The 16,277-nt window shown below is 70.5% G+C and carries 14 protein-coding genes; 10 read left to right on the top strand and 4 right to left on the bottom strand.

Annotation, left to right across the window (positions count from 1 at the left end; all coding sequences use genetic code 11):
• The first annotated feature begins 49 nt into the window (after nt 1-49).
• Entirely contained in the window at nt 50-445 is a 396-nt protein-coding gene (locus J5X75_RS10860) for an Hpt domain-containing protein (protein WP_208467226.1), read from the top strand.
• Between the two features lie 4 nt (nt 446-449).
• Here J5X75_RS10860 and J5X75_RS10855 read toward each other — a convergent pair whose 3' ends face one another.
• Complete coding sequence (locus tag J5X75_RS10855) at nt 450-839, bottom strand: ATP-binding protein (protein WP_208467225.1); 390 nt, start codon at nt 837-839, stop codon at nt 450-452.
• Between the two features lie 108 nt (nt 840-947).
• Between J5X75_RS10855 and J5X75_RS10850 the strand changes: the two genes are divergently transcribed.
• From J5X75_RS10850 to pflA, 3 genes are read left to right on the top strand one after another with little or no spacing between them, the layout of a single operon-like run.
• Nucleotides 948-2,927 (top strand): hybrid sensor histidine kinase/response regulator, encoded by a 1,980-nt coding sequence (locus J5X75_RS10850; protein ID WP_208467224.1) that lies wholly within the window; start codon nt 948-950, stop codon nt 2,925-2,927.
• 8 nt (nt 2,928-2,935) lie between these two features.
• Nucleotides 2,936-5,176 (top strand): formate C-acetyltransferase, encoded by a 2,241-nt coding sequence (pflB, locus tag J5X75_RS10845; RefSeq protein ID WP_208467223.1) that lies wholly within the window; start codon nt 2,936-2,938, stop codon nt 5,174-5,176.
• Between the two features lie 14 nt (nt 5,177-5,190).
• A complete protein-coding gene (gene pflA, locus J5X75_RS10840; RefSeq protein ID WP_307798019.1) occupies nt 5,191-5,907 on the top strand; it encodes a pyruvate formate-lyase-activating protein in 717 nt (238 codons plus the stop codon).
• A gap of 957 nt (nt 5,908-6,864) precedes the next feature.
• Here the strand turns inward: pflA and J5X75_RS10835 are convergent.
• The gene (locus J5X75_RS10835; protein WP_183222082.1) at nt 6,865-7,512 is read right to left on the bottom strand and encodes a response regulator; all 648 of its coding nucleotides are present in this window, start codon (nt 7,510-7,512) and stop codon (nt 6,865-6,867) included.
• 87 nt (nt 7,513-7,599) lie between these two features.
• On the opposite strand from J5X75_RS10835, the gene J5X75_RS10830 reads away from it, so the two are divergent.
• The 6 genes from J5X75_RS10830 (at nt 7,600) to J5X75_RS10805 (ending at nt 12,906) form a co-directional block, all read left to right on the top strand.
• Entirely contained in the window at nt 7,600-9,276 is a 1,677-nt protein-coding gene (locus tag J5X75_RS10830; protein ID WP_208467221.1) for a GAF domain-containing sensor histidine kinase, read from the top strand.
• Between the two features lie 72 nt (nt 9,277-9,348).
• Nucleotides 9,349-10,305, top strand: a complete 957-nt coding sequence (locus J5X75_RS10825; protein ID WP_208467220.1) for an Acg family FMN-binding oxidoreductase — start codon at nt 9,349-9,351, stop codon at nt 10,303-10,305.
• A gap of 64 nt (nt 10,306-10,369) precedes the next feature.
• On the top strand, nt 10,370-11,065 hold the full coding sequence (locus J5X75_RS10820; RefSeq protein WP_208467219.1) for an energy-coupling factor ABC transporter permease: 696 nt from the start codon (nt 10,370-10,372) through the stop codon (nt 11,063-11,065).
• The gene (locus tag J5X75_RS10815) at nt 11,062-11,403 is read left to right on the top strand and encodes a PDGLE domain-containing protein (protein WP_208467218.1); all 342 of its coding nucleotides are present in this window, start codon (nt 11,062-11,064) and stop codon (nt 11,401-11,403) included. Before J5X75_RS10820 ends, J5X75_RS10815 begins: the two co-directional genes overlap by 4 nt.
• On the top strand, nt 11,400-12,149 hold the full coding sequence (gene cbiQ / locus J5X75_RS10810; RefSeq protein WP_208467217.1) for a cobalt ECF transporter T component CbiQ: 750 nt from the start codon (nt 11,400-11,402) through the stop codon (nt 12,147-12,149). The genes J5X75_RS10815 and cbiQ overlap by 4 nt, the downstream gene beginning before the upstream one ends.
• Before the next feature lie 4 nt (nt 12,150-12,153).
• Nucleotides 12,154-12,906: an energy-coupling factor ABC transporter ATP-binding protein gene (locus J5X75_RS10805; protein WP_208467216.1), complete on the top strand. Its 753-nt coding sequence runs from the start codon at nt 12,154-12,156 to the stop codon at nt 12,904-12,906.
• A gap of 3 nt (nt 12,907-12,909) precedes the next feature.
• Here the strand turns inward: J5X75_RS10805 and J5X75_RS10800 are convergent, their stop codons facing one another.
• On the bottom strand, nt 12,910-13,362 hold the full coding sequence (locus tag J5X75_RS10800; protein ID WP_208467215.1) for a peptidoglycan-binding domain-containing protein: 453 nt from the start codon (nt 13,360-13,362) through the stop codon (nt 12,910-12,912).
• Nucleotides 13,363-13,596: 234 nt separating this feature from the next.
• The gene (locus tag J5X75_RS10795; protein WP_208467214.1) at nt 13,597-16,032 is read right to left on the bottom strand and encodes a phosphoketolase family protein; all 2,436 of its coding nucleotides are present in this window, start codon (nt 16,030-16,032) and stop codon (nt 13,597-13,599) included.
• Nucleotides 16,033-16,277 lie beyond the last annotated feature (245 nt).

Below are 16,277 nucleotides of genomic sequence, written 5' to 3'. Positions count from 1 at the left end.
CTCCGCGAATCGGCCCCGGGCACCGTCGGCCCGGGCGCACCATGAGCGGATGGAGACCGCTCCGCAGCCGGAGCACGAGGCCCGGGTGGCCGAGGTCCGGGCCCGCATCGCCGAGCTCGTCGAGGGGGATCCGTCACCGGCCGAACGGGCTCTCGTGCTCCGGCTGCTCCGCTCGTTCACCGCGAAGACCCCGGACGCGGTGGACCTGCTGGCGCGATCGCTGGAGGCGGGTGATCCGGAACCGGTCAGCGAGCACGCCCACAGCCTGAAGGGGTCGGCCGCCAACATCGGGGCGATCCGGCTCGCGGCACTCTGCGCCGCCGTCGAGGACCGGGCCCGGGCCGGGACCGTCGCCGACCCCGGTCCTACCGCGGAACGGCTGCGCGCCGAGGTGAGTGGCGCGCTGACGGCGGTCCGGGCGGTCACCGCCCATTACGAGCGATGATCCGTCACAACATTCCGGGGTAGGGCTCCAGCTCGACCCGGACCCGTTTGCCGCCGTGGTGGTTCTCCACCGTCCAGCCATTCGAGAACGCCTCGATCAGCGCGATCCCGCGACCGCCGACGCCGTCCGGGTCACGGCGGCGGGGCACCACCGAGGATCCGTCGGCGACCGCGACGGTCACCCGGCCGCCGTGCGCCTCGATGCTCAGCTCGACGAGGCCACCGCCGTGCCGGACGGCGTTGGTGACGAGTTCGCTCACCACGACGGCGCAGGCGTCCAGCCAGTCGGCGTCGTGGAAACCCCAGCCGGCCAGCACCGCGTTCACGGTGCGGCGGGCGGCGGCCGGTGCGCCACGGCCCAGCGGAACGTCGAGGTGGGCGGTCAGCTCGGACATGATTGACCCCAGGTATGGCTCGCGTGCGGCCGGACAGTACCCCGCGGTCCACCACCACGAAACGTCGTTGTCCTTATTGCCGCATTTAATAAGAATTAGGCTTCAGCTATGGCAGCGGTGCTCGTCGTCGAGAACGACCAGGAACACCGGGCGGTCATCACCGAGGTGGTCGGCCGGCTCGGCCACCGGGTGGTCCTCGCCGGGGACGGCCCGGCCGCCGTGACCGCGGCGGTCGCCGACCGGCCGGACCTGATCATCGCCGACCTCGACGTGCCGCACCTGGACAGCGTCCGGATGTGCCGGGGGCTGCGCGAGCACCCCACCACCGCGGACGTGCCGGTCGTCCTGATCGCCGCCCACCTGTCACCCGGCGACCGCACCCTGGCCGAGGCGGAGGCCGCCGCCGTCGTGCCGAAACCGTTCAGCGCCGAGGACCTCACCGAGACGCTGCGCGACTGTCTGGCGGGGCCGGCCGGGACACACCGGAACTCGGCCTTCACCGAGGCGCTGCTGCGCAGCCTCGACGCCGGGGTGGTGGCCTGCGACATGGAGGGCCGGCTCGTGGTGATCAACCAGCCGGTCCGTGACTTCTTCGGCGACGACAGCCTGGGCGTGCCGGCCCGGGACTGGGCCGAGCGGTTCAGGTTGCGCCGCGACGACGGCAGCTCCCTGAACCCCGACGACGTGGCGCTGTACCGGGCGCTGCGCGGCGAGGAGGTTCAGCACGACGTGATCCTCGCCCACGACCGCCAGGACCGGCCCCGCTGGTTCGCCGTCAACGCCCGCCCGATCCGCGACGCCGCCGGGCACGTCCTCGGAGCGGTCGCCGCCGTCCACGACGTCACCGCCGAACACCACCAGCGCCAGTACGAGCGCTGCAAGAGCGAGGTCCTCAAGGTCCTGGTGCACGCCCCCGACACGGCCAGCGCCGGCGCCGAGGTGCTGCGCGCCATGGCGGACGGGCTGGGCTGGCCGTTCCTGCGGCTGTGGCTGGTCGACCCGGTCACCGACCGGTTGCGCCCGGCCGCCACCCACCTCACGCCCGGCTCACCGCCGATCGAGCTGCCACCCGTGCTGGACCGTGGGGAGGGCCTGGCCGGCACCTGCTGGGAGCGCGGCGAGCCGATCTGGGTGCCCGATCTCCACGCGCCCGACGTACCGGTGCTGGCCCGCTTCGCCGAGGACGGGCACTACCGGACGGCGCTGGCCGTGCCGGTGCGCAGCGCCGAGAAGGTGGTCGGCGTGATCAACTGCTTCACCCTCGAGCACCAGGATCCCGACCCGGCACTGAAAGTCCTGCTCACCGGCATCGCCGGGCACCTCGGCGCCTACCTGGAACGCCGCCGCGCCGAGGAGCTGTCCCACCAGCTCGCGGCCAGCGTCGGCGAGTACATCGCCCTGGTCGGCCACGAGCTGCGCACCCCGCTCACCTCGATCGGCACCTACACCGACCTGATCGCCGAAGAGCCCGACCGGACGACCGTCGGCGAGATCCGGGACATGCTCGTGGTGATCGAGCGCAACAACGCCCGGCTGCGCTCGCTGGTCGAACGGCTGCTCGACCTGTCCGCCCTGGAGTCCGGGCAGGCCGAGCTCCTCACCGCCGAGGTGGACCTGGCATCGGTGGTGGCGGGCGCGGCCGCGGGCTTCTCGATCCGGCCCGACCTGCCGGAGCGGCTGACCGTTCCCGGCGACCGCGACCGGCTGCGCCAGGTCGCCGAGAACCTGATCGGCAACGCGGTCAAGCACAGCCCCGAGGGCGGCGCGGTACGGGTCTCGCTCACCGCCGACGAGGACGCCGCCGTGCTGACCGTGACCGACAGCGGCATCGGCATCCCCGCCGGTGAACGCGACCGCCTCTTCGCCCGCCTCTACCGCGCCTCGAACGCCCGGCACAGCGACATCCCGGGCGCCGGCCTGGGGCTGGCGCTGAGCCGGGCCATCGTCGAACTGCACGGCGGCAGCATCACGCTGGACGAGAACGAAGGCGGCGGAACGGTCGCCACGGTCCGCCTTCCCCGCCGCCCCGGGACCATTGGCCCTGCCCGCCCGGGACGCCCCGACGAGAGGCTGGGAGGGAACCACTAGGAGGGGTCATGCAGGCAGGAAACAGGGACGCGTGGCGCGGCTTCACCGGGACGTCGTGGCGCACCGGGATCGACGTCGCCGGCTTCATCCACGACAACGTGCGGCCCTACGAGGGCGACGCCGGATTCCTGGCCGGGCCGACCGCGCGGACCACCGGCGTCTGGGACCGGCTGTCCGCGATGTTCGTCGAGGAGCGGGCCAACGGCATCTACGACGCCGACACGTCCACCCCGTCGTCGATCACCGCGCACGGGCCCGGCTACATCGACCGGGAGAACGAGCTGATCGTCGGCCTCCAGACCGACGCCCCGCTGCGCCGGGCCATCATGCCGGCCGGCGGCCTGCGGATGGTCGAGGGAGGCCTGAAGGCGTACGGGCGGGAGCTCGACCCCGGCGTACGCAAGATCTTCACCGACTACCGCAAGACCCACAACGCCGGTGTCTTCGACGCCTATCCGGCCGACGTGCTCGCCGCCCGCCGCTCGCACATCATCACCGGGCTGCCCGACGCCTACGGTCGCGGCCGGATCATCGGCGACTACCGCCGCGTGGCCCTCTACGGCGTGGACTTCCTCATCGAGGAGCGCAAGCAGGTCAAGACGGCGCTCAACGCCCGCCTGTCGGTGGCCGACGTGATCCGCGACCGGGAGGAGCTGTCCGAGCAGATCCGTGCCCTCGGCGAGCTGAAGGAGATGGCCGCCGGCTACGGCTACGACATCTCCGGCCCGGCCACCACCGGCCGCGAGGCGGTCCAGTGGCTGTACTTCGCCTATCTGGCGGCCACCAAGGAGCAGAACGGCGCGGCCATGTCGCTCGGCCGTACCTCCTCGTTCCTGGACGTCTACCTGGAGCGCGACATCGCCGAGGGCGTCCTCACCGAGGAGCAGGCCCAGGAGCTGGTCGACGACTTCGTCATCAAGCTGCGCATCGTCCGGTTCCTGCGCACCCCCGAATACGACGACCTGTTCTCCGGCGACCCGACCTGGGTGACCGAGTCGATCGGTGGCATCGGCGCCGACGACCGGCCGCTGGTGACCCGGACCAGCTTCCGCTACCTCCAGACGCTCTACAACCTGGGCCCGGCGCCGGAGCCGAACATGACGGTGCTGTGGTCGCCGCGGCTGCCCGAGGGCTTCAAGCGGTTCTGCTCGCAGGTCAGCATCGACACCAGCAGCATCCAGTACGAGAACGACGACCTGCTGCGGCCGTACCTGAGCGACGACGCGGCGATCGCCTGCTGCGTGTCGGGAATGCGGGTCGGCAAGGACATGCAGTTCTTCGGCGCCCGGGCGAACGTGGCGAAGGCTCTGCTCTACGCGATCAACGGTGGCCGCGACGAGATCAGCGGCGTGCAGGTGGCGCCCGCGTCGAAGCCGTTGAACGAGGAGGTACTCGACTACGACGAGGTGTTCGAGGCGTACGACAAGACGCTCGACTGGGTTGCCGAGGTCTATGTTGACGCACTCAATGTCATCCACTACATGCACGACAAGTATGCGTATGAACGTATTGAGATGGCTCTGCACGACTATCCGGTGCACCGCTTCCTGGCCACCGGCATAGCCGGCCTCTCGGTCGCCGTCGACAGTCTGTCCGCGATCAAGTACGCCCAGGTCAAGCCGGTCCTCGACGAGACCGGACTGGTCGTCGACTACGCGGTGGACGGCGACTACCCGACCTTCGGCAACAACGACGACCGGGTCGACGAGATCGCGGTGGACCTGGTCAACCGGTTCATGGAGAAGATCCGGCGGCAGCCGATGTACCGCGGCGCCGAACCCACCATGTCGGTGCTGACCATCACCTCGAACGTCGTCTACGGCAAGCACACCGGCAACACCCCGGACGGCCGGCGGCTCGGCGAGCCGTTCGCGCCCGGCGCCAACCCGATGAACGGCCGGGACAAGCACGGCCTGGTCGCGGCGGCCCTGTCGGTGTCGAAACTGCCGTACCGCAGCGCCCGCGACGGCATCTCGCTGACCATCACCTCGACGCCGGACGGTCTCGGCCGCACCCGCGACGAGCAGATCGGCAACCTGGTCGGCGTGCTCGACGGCTACACCGACGGTCACGGCTTCCACATGAACGTCAACGTTCTCGACCGGGCCACCCTGGAGGACGCGATGGCGCACCCGGAGAAGTATCCGCAGCTCACCATCCGGGTCTCCGGCTACGCGGTGAACTTCGTACGGCTCACCAAGGAGCAGCAGCGCGACGTCATCTCGCGCACCTTCCACGGCACGCTGTGACCGTCACCGGGAGTGTGCATTCGTTCGACGTCTCCACGGGCGTCGACGGGCCGGGAACGCGATTCGTCGCGTTCCTGGCCGGTTGCCCGCTGCGCTGCCAGTACTGCCACAGCCCCGACACGTGGTTCCGGCGCAGCGGGCAGACCATGGACGCCGACGAGTTGATGGCCGAGATCCAGCGCTACGAGCGTTTCATCAAGGTCGCGCACGGCGGCGTCACCCTCAGTGGCGGTGAGGCCCTCCAGCAACCAGACTTCGTCCGCGAGATCTTCACCCGGTGCCGGGAACGGGGACTGCACACCGCCCTCGACACCAGCGGCTACCTGGGCGCCAAGGCGTCCGACGAGCTGCTCGACGTCACCGACCTGGTGCTGCTCGACATCAAGGCCGGCGACGAGGAGACGTACCACCGCGTCACGCGTACCGGATCTCTCGAACCGACCGTGAGTTTCGCGCACCGCCTGGCTGACCGCGGTATCCCGATCTGGGTCCGTTTCGTCCTGGTTCCGGGGCTCACCGAAACGGTCGAGAACGTCGACGCGGTAGCCGCCGTCGCCGCCTCGATCAGCACCGTCGAACGCGTCGAGGTCCTGCCGTTCCACCGCCTCGGCGCCGCCAAATACGCCGCCCTCAACCAGCCGTTCCCGCTGGCCGGAACCGACGCGCCCACCCCCGCGCTGCTCGACCGGGTCCGGGCCCAGTTCCGCGCCCACGGCCTGCAGGTCTATTGAAACCCCTCCATCGTACGGAAGTGCCCGTCCCGTGCACTGCACCGGCGGCACCGACTGATTCGACTGCATTGACTGCACCGGCGGCACCGACTGCATTGACTTGATTGACGGTTCAAAAGCGTGGCCGGTGCGGACCGTTCCGGGACCGAGGCCCTCTCCGACGGGGCCAGCAACTCCATCTGCAGCTGACCGCGATGCACCGACACCTACGGCCACCGGTATCCCGCCGCACGGCCCCGCGGCTCGCTCCAGATCGGCTGGCCGAAGCGTGTTGTAGTAGGCAAGCGTCCCCGGAGCGACACCCAGCTTCTCGATCCGCTCCCCCAGGCCAGCTCGGTCAGCTCCCGCACCGCGTGCGGCAGCAGGTTGATCCCCACCCGAGGGGCCGTACCTCTTCGGCCCGCTCGTAGACCGCGATGTCCGGGAACCCGGCCGCGGGCAGGCTCAGTGCGGTGTGAGACCGCCGATGCCGGCTCCGATGATCACGATCACCATGGCCGGACGACAAAACGTTGCCTGCCGATAGCTCAGCCCGGCAGCACCGCCCGGCGGTGCGTCACCGGCCGGACCCGGCAGACGGTCGCGTGCTCTGTCGTACAAGAAACAAAAGCCAACGGCCCGGACGGAAATGATCTAGGCCGCGGCAGGCGGGCTCGTGAGAACGACCCAAATGAAGATCGCCCACGCCACACCGCGCGGAGATGGAAGGACGGCCGGATGAAGATCGCCCGGGGTCACGCCGTGCGGGTTGAGGAACGACCTGGGCAAGAACCTCGGGCCGCACGCCGGGCGGGGTGAAGTAGAACGCCCCGCCCGAGAACCGTCCGGGCCACACCGCGCGGGGTGGAGAAGAACGCTCCGCGCGAAGACGGACCAGGTCACACCGCGCGGGGGTGAGGGGTAAGGGATGGAGAAACGGCCTGGACGGGAGTCCAGGCCGTAAAGGGATCGCCGAGGTCAGTGGTGGGAGGGATGCTCGCCGAGCAGCTTGGTCGCGAGAACCGCGGCCTGCGTACGCCTCTCCAGGCCCAGCTTCGCGAGCAGGCTGGAGACGTAGTTCTTGACCGTCTTCTCGGCCAGGAACATCCGGCCGGCGATCTCCCGGTTGGTCAGGCCCTCGGCGACGAATTCGAGGATGCGCCGCTCCTGGTCGGTGAGCGACGCCAGCTCGCGTGGCTGTTCGACGCCGTTGCGGATGCGTTCCAGCACCCGCTGGGTGACCGCCGGGTCGAGCAGCGACTGGCCGGCGGCGACCCGGCGGACCGCGTCGACCAGGTCGGTGCCGCGGATCTGCTTGAGCACGTAGCCGGAGGCGCCCGCCATGATCGCGGCGAAGAGGGCCTCGTCGTCCTCGTAGGAGGTGAGGATCAGGCCTTTGATCGACGAGTCGACGGCGCGCACGTCGCGGCACACGTCGATGCCGTTGCCGTCGGGCAGGCGGGCGTCGAGCACGGCGACGTCGGGACGCAGGGCGGGGATGCGCCGGGCCGCCTCCTGGGCGGACCCGGACTCGCCGACCACCTCGATGTCCCCGCCCGCCTGGAGCAGGTCGACGAGGCCGCGGCGGACGACCTCGTGGTCGTCGAGGAGAAAGACTCGGATCATGTCTCCTTCCTACCGCCCGCCCGGCCCGGCACCAAGGGCCTTTGGTCCCGCGCCGCTCTTTTGCCGCGGCGGATAGCCTCTGTAAGCGTGACTGAAGGATCTACTCCGTCGCTGGGGCTGAGCCCGCTCTCCCGGGTCCGGCTGGACGAGCTGTTGCAGGAGACGCTGGACCGGGTCGGTGAGATCGTGGCCAGCCGGGAACGGCTGCGCGCCCTGCTCGACGCGGTCGTCGGCATCGGCACCGACCTGGATCTGAGCAGCACGTTGCAGCGGATCGTGGAGGCGGCGTGCGCGCTGGCCGACGCGAAGTACGGCGCTCTCGGTGTGGTCGGCCCGGACCGGCGCAGTCTCTCCGACTTCGTCACGTTCGGCATCGACCCGGCGGCGCACGCGAAGATCGGCGACCTGCCGCACGGCCGGGGCGTCCTCGGTCTGCTGATCACCGATCCGCATCCGGTGCGGCTGCCGGACATCACGAAACACCCCAATTCGTACGGCTTCCCGCCCCACCATCCGCCGATGCACAGCTTCCTGGGCGTCCCGGTCCGCACCCGCGATCAGATCTTCGGCAACCTGTATCTGGCCGAGAAGCGGGGCAGCGACCAGTTCACCGACGACGACGAGGAGATCGTGGTGGCGCTGGCCGCCGCGGCCGGTGTGGCGATCGACAACGCCCGGCTGTACGAGCTGGCCCAGCGCCGGCAGCGCTGGCTGGCCGCGGCCGCCGAGATCACCAGCGTGCTGCTCGGCACGGTCCGGCGGACCGAGGCGCTGCGGCTGATCGCCCGCCGGGCCCGTGAGGTGGCCGACGCGGAGCTGGTGCTGGTGCTGCTGTACGAGAGCGACAGCGACCGCTACCGCATCGAGGTGGTGGAGGGCACCGACCCGTCGTGCGCGCAGATGGTCGGCAAGGTGCTGCCGGCGTTCGGCCCGGAGACGACGTACCGGCTGGTGGAGGATCTGCGGGGGGCCGCCGAGTGGCCGGGCCCGGTGCCGGAGGGGCCGGCGCTGCTGGCCCCGCTGGCGGGCGCCGACTCGCCGCAGGGTGTGCTGATCGTCAGCCATCCGGCCAGCACCGACGACGCGGCTCTGCTGTCGTCGTTCGCCGGGCAGGCGGCGCTGGCGCTGGAGCGGGCCCGCGCCCAGGAGGAGCGGGAGTTGCTGGCGGTGCTGGAGGACCGGGAGCGGATCGCCCGGGACCTGCACGACGTGGTGATTCAGCGGCTGTTCGCGACGGGCATGCAGTTGCAGGGCGCGGTGGCCCCGGCCGGGGTGAAGCCGGAGGTGGTGAAGCGGATCAACGCGGCTGTCGACGATCTGGACGCCACGATCCGCGACATCCGGCGGTCGATCTTCGAGTTGCGGGCGCCGGTGGGGGCGACGTTGCGTACCGAGCTGCGGGACACGGTCGACGCGGCGCTGGACACGCTCGGGTTCCGGCCCACGCTGGAGACGTCCGGGCCGGTGGAGAGCGCGGTGCCGGACGACATCGTGCCGGAGTTGATGGCGGTGTTGCGGGAGGCCCTGTCGAACGTGGCCCGGCACGCGCAGGCGACCAGTGTCCGGGTTTCGGTGCGCGCCGCGGATCGGGAGCTGACACTGATGGTGGAGGACGACGGGGCCGGTATCGAGCCGGCCATGGCCCGGGGCGGTGTGCTGAACATGGGCGAGCGGGCCAGTGATCTGGGTGGTTCGTTCGAGATCGGCCCCCGCCCGGACGGTTCCGGAACTCTCCTGACCTGGCGGGTCCCGATCGGCGGTTGACCGGGACCTTCGGCCCTTAACCGGCGATACCCGGAAAGGGCACCGTGGGAGGGGACAGTGAAGGAGAACGCTGTGACCCGCTACGACGAGTCCGACCTGCGGCGCGCCGCCGCGGCCGGCATTCAGGCTCCCTCCATGTACAACAGCCAGCCGTGGGCGTTCCGCCTGAACGACGGCGCCGTCGAGGTGCTGGCCGACCCGGACCGGCAGCTGTCCGTGGCGGACGGCGGCGGCTGGGCCATGCGGCTCGCCCTGGGCGCGGCCACCTTCAACGCCCGCCTGGCGCTGGCCTGGGGTGGCGCCCCGGCCGATGTGATGCTGCTTCCGGACAGCGCGCGGCCGGAGGTGATCGCCCGTCTCACGCCGGGCCGGAGCCGGCCGCCCACCTATCTCGAACGGGACCTGTACGCCGCGATCGACCGCCGGCACAGCAACCGTGACCCGTTCTGGCCCGATCCGGTGCCGGCCGACGTGCGGATCCGGTTGATCGAGGCGGCCCGGGCCGAGGGCGCCTGGCTGGATCTGCTGGTCGGGATGACGGCGCTGACCGGGTTCTCGGAGATCGCGCACAGCGCCGACCGGGTGCTGCGGCGCGATTCCCACTACCAGGCCGAGATGATCACCTGGGTGGACACCGAGTCGGCGCACGACGGCATCCCGGTGGCCGCGGCCGCGGCCGTGGGGCAGGCGCAGGACCTGCTGCCGCAGCGCAACTTCGGCGGGCGGCGCCGGGCGCCGGGCCGGGACTACGAGCCGGAGCCGCTGGTCGGCATCCTGGGCACCGCCGGCGACCGCAAGCTGGACCAGCTGATGGCGGGTCAGGCGTTGCAGCACATTCTGTTGACGGTGACCGACGCCGGGCTGGCGAGTTCGCTGATCTCCCAGCCGATCGAGGTGCCGGCGGCCCGTGACCAGTTGCGGCGTTCGCTGGGCCGGACCGGGTTCCCGCAGATCGCGCTCCGGATCGGGTACGGCTACCAGGGCCAGCCGACGCCGCGCCGGGAGGTCGCGGACGTCCTGACCGGGTGAAGATCATCACTGGGCCTGTTGCCAAGGATATGCAACAACTGGGTTGTCCTCATATGCTGGCGCCATGGAAACGCAGGCGATGCACATCGCGAACGGGATCGTCGACGGTCCCGTCTCCGCGATCTTCATAGTGGTGGCGGTGGTGGGCCTCGCGTTCTGCGTCTGGCGCGCCAAGCTCGACCTCGACGACCGGCTCGCGCCGATGGCCGGCCTGGTGGCGGCGTTCATCTTCGCCGTCCAGATGCTCAACTTCCAGGTGCTGCCCGGGGTCTCCGGCCACCTGCTGGGCGGCACCCTCGCGGTGATGCTCGTCGGGCCGTACGTGGGGGCGCTCTGCGTCGCCACCGTGCTGATCGTGCAGTGCCTGCTGTTCGCCGACGGCGGGCTGACCGCGCTCGGGCTGAACATCACGAACATGGCCCTGATCGGGGCGGCGGCCGCGTACCTGCTGGTCGCCGGCCTGCTGCGGGTGCTGCCGAAGAACCCCGCCGGGCTCGGCGCCACCGCCCTGATCGCCTCGGTCGCCGGCGTCGTCATCGCCTCGATGGGCTTCGTGGTGGAGTACGCGCTGGGCGGCACCACCGAGCTGTCGATCGGCGCGATCGCCGCCACCATGGCCGGCGTGCACACCCTGATCGGCATCGGTGAGGGCCTGATCGCGGCGATCACCGTGGTCACCGTGGCCCGCGTCCGTCCCGACCTGGTCTACGCCCTGCGCCACTTCCGCAAGCCGGTCCTGGCGAAGGCGGTGCTCGCATGAGGAAGAAGGCGTTCCTGATCGCCGGCCTGCTGGTGGCCCTGCTGCTGGCGGGTGTGGTGTCCAGCTTCGCCTCCGGCAGCCCGGACGGCCTGGACTACGCGGCCCGGGAGGGCTGCACGTTCAACGCCGACGACGAGATCACCGGCGGCACCTGCATGGCCCAGCGGGAGGGTGAGCACCAGCTCGGGGACAGCCCGCTGGCCGACTACGCGGTGGCCGGCGTCGACAACGAGTTCCTGGCCACCGGGCTGTCCGGAGTGGCCGGGGTGCTGATCACCTTCGCGATCGGCGGCGGCCTGTTCTGGCTGCTGCGGCGGCGGGAGAAGGCCTCTTCTTGAACAACTCGCTGCACCTCAACCGGGAGAGCCCGATCCACCGGCTCTCCCCCGAGGTGAAGATCGTGGCGGTGCTGCTGTTCACCATCGTCGTGGTGGTCACCCCGCGGGAGGAGTTCGCCGCCTTCGCCGGGTACGCCGTCCTGATCGCGATCGTCGCCGCCCTGGCCCGGGTGCCGGCCGGCTGGCTGCTGAAGCGGGCCACCATCGAGCTGCCGTTCGTGCTGCTCGCCGTGGTGCTGCCGTTCGCCGGGCACGGCGAGCGGGTGGAGTGGCTGGGCATGTCGCTGTCGGTCGAGGGCCTCTACGGGGCGTGGAACATCTTCGCCAAGGGCACCCTCGGTGTGCTGGCGTCGCTGCTGCTCGCCGCGACCACCACCACCCGTGACCTGATCGTCGGGCTGGACCGGCTGCGCTGCCCGGACGTGATCACCCAGATCATGACGTTCATGGTGCGCTACCTGGACGTCCTGGCCGACGACGCGCGCCGGATGCGGATCGCCCGGCTGGCCCGCGGCTACGATCCGCGGTTCCTCTGGCAGGTGAAGGCGTTCGCGGTCGGCATCGGGGCGCTGTTCCTGCGCTCCTACGAGCGCGGCGAGCGGGTCTACCTGGCCATGCTGTCGCGCGGTTACGCCGGGCGGATGCCGGTCACGGTGGGCGCGCCGGCGCCGGCGGCCGAGTGGGTGCTCTCCGCCGCACTGCCGGTGGCCTCCGCCGGGATCGCCGTGACCGCCCTCCTAGCATGACGTCATGACCGCGGCGCTCCAGATCACCGGCCTCACCTTCGCCTACCCCGACGGGCGGGAGGCGCTGCACGGGATCGACCTGACCATCGAACCGGGCGAGCGGGTGGCCCTGCTCGGGCCGAACGGCGCCGGCAAGACCACGCTGGTGCTGCATCTCAACGGCATCCTGCACGGCGGCGCGGGCCGGGTGGAGATCTCCGGGCTGCCGGTCACGCCCGGCGATCGCAAGGCGATCACCGAGATCCGCCGCCGGGTCGGCGTCGTCTTCCAGGACCCCGACGACCAGCTCTTCATGCCGACGGTCGCGGAGGACGTGGCTTTCGGTCCGGCGAATCTCGGGGTACGGGGAGACGAGCTCGCCCAGCGTGTCGCCGAGGCGCTGGACGCGGTCGGGATGCTGGAGCACCGCGACCAGATCCCGCATCACCTGTCGTTCGGGCAGCGCCGCCGGGTCGCGGTGGCGACCGTGCTGGCGATGCGGCCGGAGATCCTGGTGCTCGACGAGCCGTCGTCGAACCTCGATCCGGCCAGCCGCCGGGAGCTGGCCGAGATCCTGGACGCGCTGCCGGTGACGATCCTGATGGTCACCCACGATCTGCCCTACGCGCTGGAGCTCTGCCCGCGCGCGGTGATCCTGGACGGCGGACGGATCGTCGCGGACGCGCCCACCGGGGAGTTGCTCGCCGACCGCGACCTGATGGCCGCGCACCGGCTGGAGCTCCCGTTCGGCTTCGATCCCGCGACGATCCGGCGCTGACCCTCAGGCCGCCTTGCTCAGCGGGGCCGCCTCGCGCAGGCCGCTGACCAGCGCCTGCCAGGTCTGCGGGCCGACCACCCCGTCCACGTCGACCGCCACACCCCCGTCGCGGATGCTGGCCTGGAGGTCGCGGATCGCCGCCTCGGTCTTGGGGCCGTAGATGCCGTCGGCGCCGTCGAGGGCGAACTCCTCCTGGAGGCCGCGGACCGCGCTGCCCCGCATCCCGGGACGCACGGCGACGAGCAGTGCCCGCCAGGTCGCCGCGTCGACCACGCCGTCGTCGGGCAGGTTCTTGGCGCGCTGGACGGCGCGCACCGCGTCGCCGGTCTCGGAGCCGAAAACGCCATCGACGGTGACCGTGTGACCATGGGCGAGCAGCAGGTACTGCAGCGTCTGCACCGGGTGGTCGGTGGATCCCTGCCGGGTCGTCGGCCAGGGGTTCAGGGTGGCGGTCATACGGGGGTCCCCTTCCTCATCGTCGAGCGACGGGTGTGTGCTTCCCTCACTTTCGCTCCCCACGCCGATGATTGAAAGGGTGAGACAGGTCTCCGCCGTAGTTTCGGAGGAAATCTTTTCGGCGCGCTGACCGATTCGCGAACTCCGATACGCGAACGGCGCGCGAATGTGGAGATTCGCGCGCCGTACCGCTCATCTACGTGCAATACCCAGTGGGATATCGCACGATCAAGATCAGTGCTCGGCCCAGTCGCCCAGCGACCAGTCCCGGACCTCGGGCATGTCCTCCAGGTGCTCGACCACGTACTGCTCGTGTTTGGCCAGTTGCGACTGGCACCAGGCCTTCAGCTCGCTGGCGCCGGCCGGGAGCCGCTTCGCGTTGTTGATCGCGTCCATCACCAGGTGGTAGCGCGACGCCTTGTTCCGGACCGTCATGTCGAACGGCGTGGTGGTGGTGCCCTCCTCGATGAAGCCGCGCACCCGGAACCGGTCCGCGTCCGGCCGGCCGTGCACCAGTTGGTGGATGGCGCCCGGGTAGCCGTGGAAGGCGAACACCACGTCCACGTGGTCGGTGAACAGCTCACGGAACATGGTCTCGGGCATGCCGTGCGGGTGGTCCTTGGGCCGCGGCAGTGTCATCAGGTTGACCACGTTGACGACCCGGACCTTCATCTGCGGCAGCTTCTTGTTGAGGATCTGCGCCGCCGCCACGGTCTCCATGGTCACCACGTCGCCGGCGCAGGCCAGGACGATGTCCGGGTCGCGCTCGCCGTCGTCGTTGCCGGCCCACTCCCAGATGCCGGCGCCCTTGGTGCAGTGCTCGATCGCCTGGTCCATGGTCAGCCACTGGAGCTGCGGCTGCTTGTCGATGACGATCAGGTTCACGTACGACCGGGAGCGGAAACAGTGGTCGGCCACCGAGAGCAGGGTGTTCGCGTCCGGCGGCAGGTAGACCCGGGCCACGTCGCCACGCTGCTGGAGCACCACCTGGATCAGGCCGGGCCCCTGGTGCGAGAAGCCGTTGTGGTCGTTACGCCACGCCGTCGAGGTGAGCAGGATGTTCAGGCTCGGCACCTTGGCCCGCCACGGCAGGTGCGCCGCCTCCTGGAGCCACTTGCCGTGCTGGACCGTCTGCGACGCGCTGACCATGGCGAACGCCTCGTAGGTGGCGAACATGCCGTGCCGCCCGGTGAGGTTGTAACCCTCCAGCCAGCCGTGGCAGCTGTGCTCGGACAGCACCTCCATCACCCGGCCGGTGTTGCTGATCTTGACGTCCTCGTCGTTGACCGCCTCCATGAACCCGCGGTCGGACACCTCGAACACCGCGCCCAGCCGGTTGCTGTTCGTCTCGTCCGGGCAGAACAGCCGGAACCGGTCCGGGTTGCGGGTGTAGAGATCGCGCATCAGCTCACCCAGCTTGCGGGTCGACTCGGCGCGACCCTGGGCCGGCTGCTTCACGTCGATCGCGTAGTCCCGGAAGTCCGGCATGTCGAGATCTTTGGTGAGCAGGCCGCCGTTGGCGTGCGGGGTGGCGCTCATCCGCAGGTCACCGGGCGGGTTCAGGTCCATGATCTGGGCGACCGGCGCGCCGGTGGCGTCGAAGAGCTCCTCCGGCTTGTACGACCGCAGCCACTTCTCCAGCTCGGCCATGTGGTCGTCGTTGCCCTTGACCCCGGAGAGCGGGACCTGGTGCGAGCGCCACGTGCCGGTCACCTTGATGCCGTCGATCTTCTCCGGACCGGTCCAGCCCTTGGGCGTACGCATGATGATGAGAGGCCAGTTGGGCCGCGTGCCGTCCCACTGACCGCCGCGCGCCGCGGCCTGGATGCCCTTGATCTTGCCCCACGCCTCGGCGAGGACCGCCGCGAACCGGTGGTGCATGCCGGGCAGGTCGTCGCCCTCGACCTCGAGGACGTCGTAGCCGTGGCCCTCGAACAGCTTGCGCACCTCGGCCGGGTCCTTGCGGGCCAGCACCGTCGGCCCGGCGATCTTCGCACCGTTGAGGTGCAGGATCGGCAGGACCGCGCCGTCGTGGGCCGGGTTCAGGAAGGAGACGCCCTTCCACGAGCCCTCCAGGGGGCCGGTCTCCGCCTCGCCGTCACCGACCACCGCGATGGCCAGCAGGTCCGGGTTGTCCATCACCGCGCCGAACGCGTGGACCAGCACGTAGCCCAGCTCGCCGCCCTCGTGGATGGAGCCCGGCGTGGTCACCGAGACGTGGCTCGGGATGCCGCCCGGTGAGGAGAACTGGCGGAACAGCCGCAGCATGCCGCCCTCGTCGAGGCCGACCTGCGGGTAGATCTCGGAGTAGGTGCCCTCCAGGTAGCCGGCGGCCACCAGGGCGGGGCCGCCGTGGCCGGGCCCGGTCAGGTAGAGGGCCTGCTGCCCGGTCTGTTTGATGAGCCGGGACATGTGGGCGTAGATCAGCGACAGGCCGGGGCTGGTGCCCCAGTGCCCGAGCAGGCGGGGCTTGATGTGTTCCGACCTGAGCTTCTCCCGCAGCAGCGGGTTGCCCTGCAGATAGATCTGCCCGACTGTCAGGTAGTTGTTCGCCCGCCACCAGGCGTCCAGACTGGCGATCTCGGCGTCGTCCGGAGCCGCGAGCTTCTGCACGAGCTCCTGCTGGTCGAACGTGGCGGCCCGGTGATCCGAAACGGCGGTCACGATCATTCCTCTCGACGGAATTTTTCGAGTTCCTGACTGGTCACGATCAACGTATCGGCGGCCCGGAGAACGGACACGGGCCTTAAGACCCTCCCGATCGGGACGTTACCCCCGCCGACCACCGGTATGCCGTGGCCGGAACATGAAGCTCACGTTAAGTGGCGAAGGGCCGGCGCCACGGCCTCTTGAGGAAACTTCTGCCACCGGATCCGGCGCTCCACGCTCACGTGTCCAGGCTTGCCCGCGGGCGG

It is taken from the genome of Actinoplanes flavus, assembly GCF_017592555.1.
Lineage (GTDB): Bacteria > Actinomycetota > Actinomycetes > Mycobacteriales > Micromonosporaceae > Actinoplanes > Actinoplanes flavus.
The sequence above is the reverse complement of the archived record's forward strand: the minus strand, read 5'-3'. Positions and strand labels throughout refer to the sequence as shown.

Coding starts and splice junctions, on each gene's coding strand:
- pflB (WP_208467223.1), top strand. CDS start 2,936: ATGCAGGCAGGAAACAGGGACGCGTGGCGCGGCTTCACCGGGACGTCG.
- J5X75_RS10855 (WP_208467225.1), bottom strand. CDS start 839: ATGTCCGAGCTGACCGCCCACCTCGACGTTCCGCTGGGCCGTGGCGCA.
- J5X75_RS10820 (WP_208467219.1), top strand. CDS start 10,370: ATGGAAACGCAGGCGATGCACATCGCGAACGGGATCGTCGACGGTCCC.
- J5X75_RS10815 (WP_208467218.1), top strand. CDS start 11,062: ATGAGGAAGAAGGCGTTCCTGATCGCCGGCCTGCTGGTGGCCCTGCTG.
- J5X75_RS10805 (WP_208467216.1), top strand. CDS start 12,154: ATGACCGCGGCGCTCCAGATCACCGGCCTCACCTTCGCCTACCCCGAC.
- J5X75_RS10850 (WP_208467224.1), top strand. CDS start 948: ATGGCAGCGGTGCTCGTCGTCGAGAACGACCAGGAACACCGGGCGGTC.
- J5X75_RS10835 (WP_183222082.1), bottom strand. CDS start 7,512: ATGATCCGAGTCTTTCTCCTCGACGACCACGAGGTCGTCCGCCGCGGC.
- J5X75_RS10795 (WP_208467214.1), bottom strand. CDS start 16,032: ATGATCGTGACCGCCGTTTCGGATCACCGGGCCGCCACGTTCGACCAG.
- J5X75_RS10800 (WP_208467215.1), bottom strand. CDS start 13,362: ATGACCGCCACCCTGAACCCCTGGCCGACGACCCGGCAGGGATCCACC.
- J5X75_RS10860 (WP_208467226.1), top strand. CDS start 50: ATGGAGACCGCTCCGCAGCCGGAGCACGAGGCCCGGGTGGCCGAGGTC.